The sequence below is a fragment of the Nonomuraea maheshkhaliensis genome (assembly GCF_039529435.1).
Classification (GTDB): Bacteria; Actinomycetota; Actinomycetes; order Streptosporangiales; family Streptosporangiaceae; genus Nonomuraea; species Nonomuraea maheshkhaliensis.
The window spans coordinates 1-12,127 of record NZ_BAAAMU010000161.1; the positions used below are offsets into that span (position 1 = coordinate 1).

Genomic DNA, 12,127 nt, shown 5'->3' on the forward strand with positions numbered 1-12,127 from the left:
CGTCACCGCCCTGGAGCTCACCCCGCACCCCGCGCCGCACCTGTACGGCGGCCGGATGATGTGGCCGGCCGAGCTCGCCCAGGACGTGATGGACGCCTACCGCCGGATCACCGCGACCGCCCCCGACGAGCTGACCCTCTGGCTGCACCTGCTGCACTTCCCCGGCTCCGACCCCCTCGTCGCCGTCGACGCCACCTACCTGGGCCCTGACGACGCGGCCCGCGACCTGCTCGCCCCGCTGGTCCGGCTGCCCCGCCCCCTCGCCGACGGCAGGCGGACCATGACGGTGGCCGAGCTCGGCGCCATCACCGCGGAGCCCACCGAGCCCGGCCCGGGCGCCGCGCGCGCCGAACTGCTCACCGAGCTGGACGACGCGGTGGCCAAGACCCTGCTGGCCGATCCGATCGCCCCGCTGATGAACGTGCAAGTGCGCCACCTGGGCGGCGCGTTCGCCCGCCCGTCCGGCAGCCGCCGCACTCCGGCGCCTGCGCTAGCTCGAACGCCGGCACAGCCCGCACGGCACCTTCCGCGCCAACTTCCCCTACGCCGGCTGAACGGGGCCCTTCGGGCGGGGCCTTCGGGCGGGGCCTTCGGTGGGGCCGGCTTCGCCAAGCCCGCCGCACCCGGGCAGATCTTCGCTTACTGTGCATCTCGGGGGATGCATTACGGGAGAATGTCCGGGCCGTCCCGAGAGGCGGGACCGCGGCGTTCCGGGGGAACACGGAGGATGAAGTCGGGAATGGGTGCTCAGACGCAGGAACAACTCGGCCCGTACCGGATGATCCGGAAGATCGGCGAGGGCGGCATGGGGGTCGCCCACCTCGGTCTCGACGCGGCGGGCCGGGAAGTCGCGATCAAAGTGCTGCACCCGCACGTCGCGGCCGACCTGAAGGCGCGCGACCGCCTGTTCCGCGAGGTGGAGACCATGCGGCGGGTCCGCAGCCGCTTCGTCGCCGAGGTGATCGACGCCGAGCTGGCCGGCGGCAAGCCCTACGTGGTGACCAGGTTCGCCCCTGGCCGCACGCTGGAGGACACCGTGCTGACCGAGGGCCCGCTGGCGGCGCACGAGGTCGTCACGCTCGCTCAGGGGCTGGCCCAGGCGCTGGTGGACATCCACGAGGCCGGGGTGATCCACCGCGACCTCAAGCCGTCCAACGTCATGCTGGTCGGCGGCCAGCCGCTGGTCATCGACTTCGGCATCGCGCACCTGGTGGACGCGGTCCGGCTGACGGCGACCGGCATGGTCGTGGGCACGCCCGGCTACCTGGCGCCCGAGATCATCCGCGCCTCCCACGTCACCCAGGCGGCCGACGTGCACTCGCTGGCCTCGACGGTGTTCTTCGCCGCCACGGGGCTGCCGCCGTTCGGCACGGGGACGTTCGAGTCGGTCTGCTACAACACCATGGAAGGGCGCTCGCAGATCGACAAGGCGCCGGCCTGGCTGCGGGGGTGGCTGAGCAGCGCGCTCCAGGTCGATCCCACCGCCCGGCCCGACGCCCGCGAGCTGCTGCGCACGGCCAGGGCGCTCGACCCGGCGAGCGGCGCGCCGCGCCGCCCTGACCGCACCCAGGCCATGGACACCCTCTCCGACCTGCTGCCACCGGTCACCTACGCCAGGCCGCAGGAGGAGCGCTCCCTCGTCCCCGCGCCGACCCTGCACTCCGACTGGTCCGAGCAGTCGGCGCAGTCCGAGCAGTCCGGACGGCCCGCGCGCTGGCGCCGGCCCGCGCCTCCCGAGGAGCCGTTCGACCTGCGGCGGTTCCTGCACGGCAGCGGGTTCGTCGGCGTGCTCATGCTCGTGACGCTGATGGCGCTGACCGTGATGAACCCGGTCTCCGGCGGGCTCGGGGCGGCGGCGCTCTCGCTGGCGCTGCGCGCCGCCGACCACTACTTCGCCGAGGAGCGGCCGCCACTGTCCACGGCCGGGCTCGTGACCGTGGGCCACCTGCTGCTGTCGGTGGCGTTCGGGCTGGCCGCCGGAGGGCTGCTCCACATGGCCGGACGACTGAACGCCGGTCACGCCGAGAGCCTGGCCGCCGGCCTGTTCACGCTGGGGCTGTTCGTGCTGCCGGGCGCGGCGCCGGTGCGCAGGGCCGCGTCCGGAGCGCTCGCCCGCGTCCTGCCCGGCCGCAGCGCGATCGTGGTCTCGACCGCCGTGATGGGCCCGATCACGCTGATCGCCATCATCGTGGCCCTGTCCCAGATGTTCTGACACCCGCCGAGGGAGGGTCGCGTGCCGGTCAGGTGGCGGGGGTCGCCGCCACCGCCGTGCGCGCCGCCATCCGGCGTTCGAACCAGACCGAGGTGAACGGCGGAATCGCGCAGGCCAGGCCCAGCACCACCGTGCCCCGGCTCCAGCCCGCCTCCCGCGCCGCCAGCAGCACCCCGGCCGCGTACAGCACGAACAGCGCCCCGTGGATCGGCCCGAACACCTTCACCCCGAGCTCGCCGGTCTCCGTCACGTGCTTGAAGAACATCCCGACCAGCAGCCCCGCCCACGAGCACGCCTCGGCCACCGCCACGAGTCGAAACCAGCGCAGCACGATCCACCCTTCCGTCCGATGTCCCGGCTTACTCTACAGCCTGTAGAGCGCGCCGTGGGGCGGCTCAGACGATGGTGCCGTAGGACGGCTTGCCCGCCCACTCGTAGGTGACGTAGACGACGCCGGCCTCCGTCGCGCTCGAACCGGTCAGCCTCAGCCCGGCCGGCGTGGCCCCCTCCGCGAACAGCCGCTTGCCCCGCCCGAGGACGAGGGGGAAGACCAGCAGGTGGTACTCGTCGACCAGCTCGGCGCTCTGCAGGGTGCGCAGCAGGTCGCTGCTGCCCTGGACGAGGATCGTGCCGTCGGTGCGGCGCTTGAGGTCGGCCACGGTCTCGGCGGCCTCACCGACCAGGACCTCGGTGTTGCGCCAGGCGGCGGTCATCGGCGTGCGCGTGGTGACGTACTTCGGCATGCCGTTGATCTTGGCGCCGCCCTCCTCGTCCGGGACGTTCGGCCAGTGGGCGCTGAGGATGTCGTACGACCTGCGGCCCAGCAGCATGCCGTCCGCGCGGTCGAGCAGCGGGCCCATGATGCGGCCGAACCCCTCGTCGACGTGCGGGGGCAGCCAGCCCTCGTGCTCGAAGCCGCCGGAGGGATCCTCGCCGGGCCCGCCGGGCGCCTGCATGATGCCGTCGAGGGTCACGAAGGTGCCGACCACCAGTCTGCTCGCCATGTCCGTCGTTCCTTGTCTGTGAGGTGAGAGGTCTTCGAGGTGAAGGGTCTCTCCGAGGTTCAGGGCTCCAGCATGGCGCAGGCCGTTTACGGATTTCTTCAGGCTTTCCTACGGTCGCGCGCCGGAGTTCCGTTTCTTCACAGGACCTCCCCGAAACCCGAGCAACTCCGGCAGGGTGCGGATGGTCGGATGAGGGCGTGAGGTTCTTCGTCGCGCAGCTGTTCCGGTTCGCCTGGGCCGAGGCCAGGTCGTGCGTGTTCGCGGTGGCCATGTTCGCCGGTCTGGCCGCCTCGTCCGTCGTGCCGCTGCCCGTCCCGCGCTACGACGCACTGCTGATCTACGCCGTGGCCGTCACCGTGACCCTGCGCGCGCTGCGCTGGGAGAGCAGCGGTGAGACGGCCGTCATCGCCGGGTTCCACCTGGTCGGGCTGGCCTTCGAGCTGATCAAGGTACGGCTCGGGTCGTGGAGCTACCCGGAGCCGGCCTACACCAAGCTCGGCGGGGTGCCGCTCTACAGCGGGTTCCTCTACGCGGCGGTCGGTAGTTACGTCTGCGCGGCCTGGCGGATCTTCTCGCTGCGCCTGGTGGCCTACCGCACCGTGCCGGTCACCCTGGTGGCGGTGGCGATCTACGTGAACTTCGTCAGCCAGCACTGGTGGATCGACCTGCGGCTGCCGCTGGCCGTCCTGCTCGTCCTGGTGACCTGGGGGACGGTGGTGCACTTCACCGTGGGCGCGCACCGCTACCAGATGCCGCTGGCGCTGTCGCTGACGCTCATCGGGTTCTTCCTGTGGGTGGCCGAGAACCTGGCCACCTACCTCGGCGCCTGGCAGTACCCGTACCAGCGGGAGACCTGGCAACTGGTGCATCCGGCCAAGTTCGGGGCGTGGGCGCTGCTGGTCAGCGTCACGTTCGTGATCGTCGCCTCCTGGCAGGCGGCCCGGGGGCGGCTGCACCTGCCCGCCGCCGCCCCCGGCCTGCCGCGCGGCTGGGCCCTGCCCCTGCGCCGGGTCGGCCTTTCTGACCGAGGCGGTGGTCAGTGGTGGTCGGCGTAGTGCCGGGCCAGCAGGTCGCCGCCCCAGTCGTGGCGCAGGTCGCGCCACACGGAGTGGACGTGGTTGGCCTCGTCCTGCGTGTTGTCGTACTCCAGCAGGAACGTCGGCCCGGCCACGCAGTAGTAGTGGCCCTGACCGCGCTGATCAGAACCCATCCAGGCGAAGGTCACCTTGTCGAGCCCGGCGTCGAGCGCGTCCTGCCAGCAGGTCTCGCCGTACCAGCCAGGGGCGCGGTCGAAGTAGCGGCGGACGAGCCGTTCGAGCATGCCCCGCGACGACTCTGACATGTCGGCGTACGGGAGCCCGGAGGGGATGAGGGCGGCGTCGGCCGCGGGGTCGTTGCGGGTCAGGACGTCGTCGGGAGCGACCGCGCTGGTGATCGCGATCGAACGCTGGTGCGGAGCGAGGCCGGCGAGCAGCGCCCGGCCCAGCTCCTCCTCCTCGGCGAGCAGCCGCAGACCTCGCTGCGGCCCGGACAGCACCATGGCCGGCTCGGCGCCGAGGAAGCTCGGCGTCACCGTGATCGCGTCGCCGACGACCGTGATGTGCACGGCGAGGTGGTGGCCGTTGATCCGCCACATCCACGGGGCCGGGCCGGCCGGATCGCCGAACACCCGGAACCAGTAGCGGTCGCCGTCGATCTCGTCCACGCCGGTCACCAGGCGGCGGCGGACGCGTTCGAGCTCGATCACGCCCATGGCCGTACGCGCGCCGCCGGCGCCGCAGCCGATCTCCAGCAGGGCGAGGGCCAGCTCCTCCTGGGCCGAGGTCATCTCGACCAGCGGCAGCCCCGGACGGGGGCCGGGCAGGTAGAACCACTCGGTACGCTCGGGCGAGCCGAACGCGGCCGTCGCCGCGGCCTTTCGCTCCGGGTCGAGCGAGCCGAGAAAGCGCAGCACCGCCTGCCGCATCACCTCGATGTCGTGGGCACTCATGAAAGCTCTCGCAATGTCACAAATCGCAACTTACTGCAAAATAGGACGATATTCGCGCGCAAATGACGGCACGGCAGCGCTGAGGCGGGCGGGGTTCCGGGGGCGTGAAAGGATGCTGGCGTGGTGACGATACAGGACGTGGCCAAGGCCGCAGGAGTCTCGCCCATGACCGTCTCCCACGTCATCAACGACCATCCCCACGTCAAGAGCGAGACCCGCGAGCGCGTGCTGCGGGCCATCGACGAGCTCGACTACCGGGTCAACGTCGCGGCCCGCAACCTGCGCACCGGACGCACCGGGACGATCGGCCTGGCCGTCCCCGAGATCGACCGCCCCTACTACGGCCAGCTCGCCGCCGAGATCATCAAGGTGGCGGCAGGACACCACCTCAGGGTCGCCATCGAGCAGACCGGCGCCTCGCGCGAGGGCGAGCTCGCCGCCCTCGCCCTGTCCCGTAACCGGCTCTACGACGGCCTCATCCTCAGCACGGTAGGGCTCGGCCCGGCCGACACCGACCTGCTGAGGGTCGACCATCCCGTGGTGATCCTGGGGGAGCGCATCTTCGACGGGCCCGTGGACCACGTGGCGATGCCCAACAGCGAGGGCGCCAGGGCCGCGACCCGTCACCTCGTCGAGCGAGGCTGCCGTCGCGTCGCGCTCATCGACGGCCCGCAGCGGGGCGAGGTCGACGTCTCCAGCCTGCGTTACGACGGCTATCGCGAGGCGCTCGACGAGGCGGGCCTCCCGTTCGATCCGCGGCTCGTGGCCCCCATCGAGCAGCTGACGATGGAGCAGGGGGCGGCGGCCGCGCGCCGCCTGGCCGGGTCGGGGGGCGGGTTCGACGGCGTCTTCTGCGTGACCGACACGGTCGCGATCGGCGCGCTGCGCGGCCTGGCCGACAGCGGGCTGCGGGTGCCGCACGACGTCAAGGTCATCGGCTTCGACAACATCGCCGAAGGGGCCTACAGCGTGCCGTCGCTGTCGTCGATCGACCCCGACCACGCGCTCATGGCCGGCACGGCCGTCGGGTTCCTGGTCAAGCGGATGGCGGAGAAGGGCAGGGCCAGGCAGGCGCCGCGCGAGTTCGTCAGCCCGTTCTCCCTGGTCGCCCGCGAGTCGACCGGCGGCTGACCCGGCTTCGCGACCCGGCCTCTCGACCCGGCCTCTCGACCCGGCCCGACGACGCGGCCTGATCCGGTCTGACCCGGCCTCACCGGTCTGGGGACGCGCACGACCGGCCCGCCCGAGTGGCGATGCGCTGGGCGACAAGAGTGGCGGTTCGTGGCGCGACGGGACGCTCGCAACGAATGGGGTCTGTGGGCTTTGACGGGTTGTTTGGGTTTAAGGAGGTAACTGAGAACATCTGCATGGGTACGTCTGCTTCCGTCTGGGCGCCCGCTAATGAAGCGGACGCCGGCTTCTGGCCGAAATATCCATGAACGGAAACGAGAGCACGTGAATACTAGAATTCCGCAATCGCGCGCGCCGCGCCATGGGCTGTTCGCGGCGCTAGCTCTGACCGGTGCGGCCGCCACCGCCATGCTTCTGCCTCTGGGCATGGGGGTGGCCAGCGCGAACGCCGGCTTCTCCACCGTCCAGGCCGGAGGTCCGCCGGCGCCGAGCAAGCCCGTCTACAAGCCGAGGTACGTCCCGCGGGAGAAGCCGATCCTGCGCAACCCGCACTACCGCCCGCCGCGGATCGACGTCATCGTCGACAACCGCAACCACTCGCGCAACCGCAACCCGAGGCACCACTTCGAGCGTCATCACGACGTGGTCAAGCCGACTCCGGTGAAGACGGTCAAGCCGGTCAAGGAAGAGCCGGTCAAGGACGAGGTCAAGCCGGACAAGTGGGACGACGGTAACTGGTGGTGGCCGGAAGAGCTGGACTGACCTCCGTCAGGGACGCTCGCTGCCACGCCAGTGCGCTGACCCGCCGGACCGGGATGACATCCGCCCCGGGACGGCGGGTCTGGCGTGTCCCCGGACGTGTCCGGACGTGTCCGGACGGGACCCGCAGCCGCTCACACCTGCGCGGCGGCGGCGGGCTCGCCGGACTGCAGCGCGGCCAGGACGGCCTGCTCGACCGAGTCGTGGACGCTCAGCACCGTGTGCGCGCAGGTGATCCGCATCATGCTGGCCAGCTTGGGATGCGGCGCGGCCAGCCGCAGGCTGCCGCCGTGCTGGCGGGCGAAGGCGTGCGTGTTGAGCAGGACCCGGAGACCGGCGCTGCCCAGCAACTGCGCGTCGCTGAGATCGATGACCAGATGTTCGTGCGGCGCGCGCCGGCTCGCCTGAAGGTAGCGGTCGAGCTGACCGGCGGTGATGGCGTCGATCTCACCCGCGACGGAGATCACGCTCACCCCGGGCAGTCTCTGTGTGGCGAACGTCAATTCCCGCACGTGCACCCTCCCCTGAGATGAGGAGCCGGAAGCGGCCTGACCGGCCGCTGTCGATCCCTACGGTAGCGAGACGGAGGGGCAGCGTACAGAGCCGTGAGGACGACCCTGACGTAACCTCCCGTCGGCTTCCGGTGGCCCCCCGGCAGGCGCCACCGCCCACCGGCACCGCACGCCGCCTTCGCGCCTGCGCCGTACGCGACCCCGGGCGCCGTCATCGCAGACCGGCGCCCTCGCGCAGCTCCTGGCGCAGCTCGACGGCCCGGTGCAGGTAGTTGGATGCCAGCGCCGTCCGCCCGGCCGAGCGGTACAGCTCGCCGAGCGTCTGGAACGAGGCCGCCTCCCCGCTGCGGTCGCCGAGCTGCTGGAAGACCGCCAGCGACGCCCGCAGGCGGTCGGAGCCGTCCGACCGCTCGCCCCTGGCCACCTGGAGGCCGCCCAGACTCTGCATCGCGTACGCCCCGCAGTGCCGGTCGCCGAGCGTCTCGAAGATGTCCAGGGCCCGCCCCTGGCAGCGCATCGCCTCGTCGGCGTCGGCCTTCAGGTCGTGCAGCCGGCCCAGGTGCATCGAGACGCAGCCCTCGCGGTGGGCGTCGCCGAGCTCCCTGGCCAGCCGCAGCGCCTCGGACAGCCACCTGGACGCCTGGCGCAGGTCCTGCAGCGACAGGTAGATACGCCCGATCGCCTGCCGCGCGTACGCCTCGCCGCTGCGGTCGCCGACGGCCAGGAACATGGCCAGGGCGTGCCGGAAGGACCCGAGCGCCCGCAGATGCTCGCCGGAGAACTGGCTGGCCGCGCCCAGCCCGCAGATCGAGATCGCCTCGCCGCGTACGTCCCCCAGCTCGCGGAAGATCGTCCGGGCGCGCTTGAGCATGTCGCAGGCCTCGGCGTAGCGGTCCTGGTAGAGGCAGACCTGGCCGAGACCGCGGAGCATGGCGGCCTCGCCGCGGCGGTCGCCGGCCGCGCGGGCGCTGTCGAGCGCCAGCCGGTGCGTGAGCTGCCACTCCTCGAAGCGGCAGTGCAGGTCGAAGTAGGGGACGAGGGCGGCGGCCAGCCCCCACGCGGAGGTGGCCAGCCCGGTCCCTGCGGCCAGTTGCACGGCCTCCACCAGCGACTGGCGCTCGGCCTCGAACCACGACAGCGGGTCGGAGGTCAGCCGGGCCAGGGTCTCGTCCGGCAGGCTCCAGGGGGCGGGCTCATCGGGGGTCAGGCTGAACAGGGTGGTGGGCAGACGGGCCGTGGCGTGACCGGTGGCGCTGGTCCAGCCGCCGAGCACGCGGGCGAGCGCCTGCCGCTCCGCCTCGCCGCCGGACTGCTGCCTGGCCTGGCAGCGCATCAGGTCGTACAGCCGGTAGCGGGGCTGGCCGAGGGCGTCGGTGCCGTCCAGGCGGACGAGGTTGGCGTCCACGAGGGAGTCCACGACGGCCTCGCTGCGGTGCCGGCCGAGCACGGCGTCGGCCACCCAGCCCGGCACGGAGGCGGGGCCGAGCAGGCCGAGCGCGCGGAAGGTGGTGGCCGCCTCGCTGGTCAGGCGGCGGGTGCTGCGTTCGAAGGAGCCGCGTACCTCCAGGTCGCCCGCGCGCAGCTCGTCGAGCCTGCTGGACTCGTCGGCCAGGCGCTGCTGGAGCACGCTGAGCGGCCAGCCGGGACGGCCGGCCAGGCGGGCGCCGGCCACCCGGACGGCCAGGGGCAGGTGGCCGCAGGAGTCGAGGATGGCCAGGGCGGCCTGCCGTTCGGCGGCCAGCCGCGACGGGCCGACGATGCGCCCGAGCAGCTCTTCCGCCTCCTCGGGCGGCAGGACGTCCAGCTCCAGCAGCCGCGTGCCGGGCAGTTCGGTGATCCGGCGGCGGCTCGTGACCAGGACGGCGCAGCCGTTGCCGGGCAGCAGGGCGCGGACCTGGGCGGCGTCGGCCGCGTCGTCGAGGAAGACGAGCATCGGCCGCTCGGCCAGCAGGGAGCGGTAGAGCGCGGAGCGTTCGTGCACGGTGGGCGGCAGGGCCGCGTCGAGGACGCCCAGCGCGCGCAGCGCCTCGGCCAGCAGCTCCGCTGGGTCGGCGGGGGTCGCGTCGGTGCCGCCGAGACACAGGTGCAGCTGCCCGGCCGGGTAGCCGCCGCGTACGGCGTGGGCGCAGTGCACGGCCAGCGCGGTCTTGCCGACCCCTGGCGGCCCGACGACCATGGCGATCGACGGTGGCCCCTCGGGCGCGAGCTCCTGGGCGGACAGCGACCTGGTCAGGGCGGCGACGGCCGCGGCCCGGCCGGTGAAGTCGGGGATGTCGGCCGGCAACTGGTAGGGCGGGGGAGGGCCCACGACGGACGCGGGCACGGGTGCGGAGGCGGGCGCGGGCATGGAGGCGGACACGGACTCTCCGGCCAGGACGCGCTCTCCGGCCAGGACGAGGGCGTGCGCCTCGCGCAGGTCCTGGCCGGGTTCGACGCCGAGATCCTCGATGAGCTGCCGTCGGACGGCCGTGTAGGCGTGCAGCGCCTCGGCTCGCCTGCCGGTGTGGTGCAGGGCCAGGATGAGCCGCTGCCAGAGGTCCTCGCGGTAGGGGTGCTCGCCGATCAGCTCGCGCAGGTCCTCGACGGCGGAGGTGTGCTCGCCGGCGGCGAGCTTGACCGCGATCAGCTCCTCGGCCGCGGCCAGCCTGGCCTGGGTGAGCGAGCGCAGCCGCGCGTCCCACACGGGGCTGGCGGGCAGGTCTCCGAGCGGGGTACCGCGCCACAGCGCGAGCGCCCGGCGCAGCCGGGCGGCCGCCTCCTCGGTACGCGCGCTCGCCCGCGCCCTGGCCACCAGGTCCTCGAACAGCAGCAGGTCCAGCCGCTCCGCCTCCACCTCGATGGCGTAACCGGACGGATGGGCGGCGATGCGCGCCTCCACCGCGCCGAGGACGCCGCGTAAGGAGCTGACGTACGTGCGCAGGTTGGCCGTGGCGGACGAGGGCGGGTTGCCGGTCCACAGCACTTCGATCAGGGCGTCGGAGGCGACCACCTGGTTCGCGTCGAGCAGCAGCGTGGCGAGCAGCAGCCGCGGCTTGGTGCCCGCGATGCGCACGCTCTGGTCCGCGGCCCTGACCTGTAACGGGCCCAGGACCGCGAATGTTGGCTGATCAACCACTATGACCGCACCTACTCCTCAGCTGGAGGTATTGCAACCATTGCCGGGTTGTTCGTTCGGGCTGGCTTCGTCTTTATACCGATTTTGGATGTTCTCTGTATGCCGTACTCGCAATCTTGACCCCCAGCAAGCGCACGTCCTGAGATCCATTTGATCATGCTCGGCTCCGGGCCGGCCTCGCCCCCGGAGCCGTACGGAAAGGATCCTTATGAGAGCCAGCAGGGTGCTTACGGTGGGGTTCGTCCTAACGTGCGGGCTCATGGCCGGACAGGCCGCCTCCGCCGCCCCCACGCCCGCTCCCACGCCGAGCGCGGCCCCGACCGGGACGCCGACCACGGGCCCGGGGCAGGACCAGAACAACCCACCGGACCAGGTGGACGTGCCCGACGTCTCCACCCTGGCCGCGCCCAGCTTCCAGCTGCCCTTCCCCTGCGGCCAGAGCTGGACCGGCAACTCCAGCGGCAGCAGCGCGCACCGCTCGTACGAGATCGACTTCAACCGCGGCGGCACCGCCAACGCCGACCTCGGCGACACCGTCGTGGCCGCCGCGGCCGGCACCGTGGTCATCTCCGCCCACCAGGGCTCCACGAACGGCTACGGCAACCTGGTCAAACTCGACCACGGGGGCGGCTGGACGTCGTACTACGCGCACCTGAACGCGCGCTCCGTCAGCGCCGGCACCCAGGTCCGCCAGGGCCAGAAGCTCGGCACGGTCGGCAACACCAGCAAGCCGGGCAACAACATCAGCCCGCACCTGCACTTCGAGATCCGCAACGGCGCCAGCTACCCGGCCAACGTCCGCAAGGCCGTCTTCAACGGCGTCACGTTCGGCTACCCGAACCAGACGCTGACCTCGAAGAACAGCTGCGGCGGTGGTGGCAGCACCAACCCGCACACCGCGGCGTCCGTGTGCGGCAGCGGCTACAAGGTGATCGACTCCGCCGCCCTCGGCTCGGCCGGCACCGCCTACCTGCTCTACAACGCGGGCAACGGCAACAACTGCGTGGCCACGATCAAGAAGACCTCGCTCGGCAAGAACACCGCGACCAGCGCGTTCCTGGAGGTCAAGGGCAAGAGCCGCGTCACCGACAGCGGTAACTTCGGCTACTACGCGGGCCCGGTGCGGGCCTCCGCGTCCGGCACGTGCGTCAAGTGGGGCGGCAAGGCCGGGTCGAGCACCTACACCAGCGCGTTCGAGCACTGCGACTGACACCGCACCGCGACCGACACCGCACCGCGACCGACACCGCGCTGAGACCGACACCGCGCCGCGACTGACACCGCACGGCGACTGACACCGCACCGCGACTGAGAGCGTGCCGCGCCCGCGCGTACTCCGCGCCCGGGCGCGGCGCGTCGGATCGAAACGCGCCGGCGCGGGGGGCGCGCCGGCGCGTTTCGATC

General features: G+C 72.2%; 10 protein-coding genes. 5 read left to right on the top strand and 5 right to left on the bottom strand.

The window, feature by feature from the left end; all coding sequences use genetic code 11:
• The coding region (locus ABFX54_RS50570; RefSeq protein WP_346114373.1) for a serine/threonine-protein kinase at positions 1 to 2,212 on the top strand (2,212 nt) is incomplete at its 5' end.
• Positions 2,213 to 2,240: 28 nt separating this feature from the next.
• On the opposite strand, the gene ABFX54_RS50575 is transcribed toward ABFX54_RS50570, so the two are convergent.
• A complete protein-coding gene (locus ABFX54_RS50575) occupies positions 2,241 to 2,543 on the bottom strand; it encodes a DUF3817 domain-containing protein (protein ID WP_346114374.1) in 303 nt (100 codons plus the stop codon).
• Between the two features lie 64 nt (positions 2,544 to 2,607).
• Complete coding sequence (locus tag ABFX54_RS50580) at positions 2,608 to 3,216, bottom strand: dihydrofolate reductase family protein (RefSeq protein ID WP_346114375.1); 609 nt, start codon at positions 3,214 to 3,216, stop codon at positions 2,608 to 2,610.
• 197 nt (positions 3,217 to 3,413) lie between these two features.
• On the opposite strand from ABFX54_RS50580, the gene ABFX54_RS50585 reads away from it, so the two are divergent.
• A complete protein-coding gene (locus ABFX54_RS50585) occupies positions 3,414 to 4,271 on the top strand; it encodes a DUF817 domain-containing protein (protein ID WP_346114376.1) in 858 nt (285 codons plus the stop codon).
• Here the strand turns inward: ABFX54_RS50585 and ABFX54_RS50590 are convergent.
• Positions 4,253 to 5,206, bottom strand: coding sequence for a DUF3500 domain-containing protein (locus ABFX54_RS50590; protein WP_346114377.1), 954 nt, complete (start codon positions 5,204 to 5,206; stop codon positions 4,253 to 4,255). The two genes, ABFX54_RS50585 and ABFX54_RS50590, sit on opposite strands and share 19 nt — an antisense overlap.
• A 120-nt stretch (positions 5,207 to 5,326) precedes the next feature.
• On the opposite strand from ABFX54_RS50590, the gene ABFX54_RS50595 reads away from it, so the two are divergent.
• Both ABFX54_RS50595 and ABFX54_RS50600 read left to right on the top strand, forming a co-directional pair.
• On the top strand, positions 5,327 to 6,337 hold the full coding sequence (locus ABFX54_RS50595) for a LacI family DNA-binding transcriptional regulator (protein WP_346114378.1): 1,011 nt from the start codon (positions 5,327 to 5,329) through the stop codon (positions 6,335 to 6,337).
• Between the two features lie 408 nt (positions 6,338 to 6,745).
• Positions 6,746 to 7,099 carry a hypothetical protein gene (locus ABFX54_RS50600; protein WP_346114379.1) on the top strand — a complete coding sequence of 118 codons (354 nt, stop codon included), beginning with the start codon at positions 6,746 to 6,748 and terminating at the stop codon, positions 7,097 to 7,099.
• A 131-nt stretch (positions 7,100 to 7,230) separates the two neighbouring features.
• Here ABFX54_RS50600 and ABFX54_RS50605 read toward each other — a convergent pair whose 3' ends face one another.
• Both ABFX54_RS50605 and ABFX54_RS50610 read right to left on the bottom strand, forming a co-directional pair.
• The gene (locus tag ABFX54_RS50605; protein WP_346114380.1) at positions 7,231 to 7,614 is read right to left on the bottom strand and encodes an STAS domain-containing protein; all 384 of its coding nucleotides are present in this window, start codon (positions 7,612 to 7,614) and stop codon (positions 7,231 to 7,233) included.
• Between the two features lie 205 nt (positions 7,615 to 7,819).
• A complete protein-coding gene (locus ABFX54_RS50610) occupies positions 7,820 to 10,723 on the bottom strand; it encodes an AfsR/SARP family transcriptional regulator (RefSeq protein ID WP_346114381.1) in 2,904 nt (967 codons plus the stop codon).
• A gap of 232 nt (positions 10,724 to 10,955) precedes the next feature.
• Here ABFX54_RS50610 and ABFX54_RS50615 point away from each other — a divergent pair, with 232 nt between their 5' ends.
• Positions 10,956 to 11,933 carry a M23 family metallopeptidase gene (locus ABFX54_RS50615; RefSeq protein ID WP_346114382.1) on the top strand — a complete coding sequence of 326 codons (978 nt, stop codon included), beginning with the start codon at positions 10,956 to 10,958 and terminating at the stop codon, positions 11,931 to 11,933.
• Positions 11,934 to 12,127: the final 194 nt, after the last annotated feature.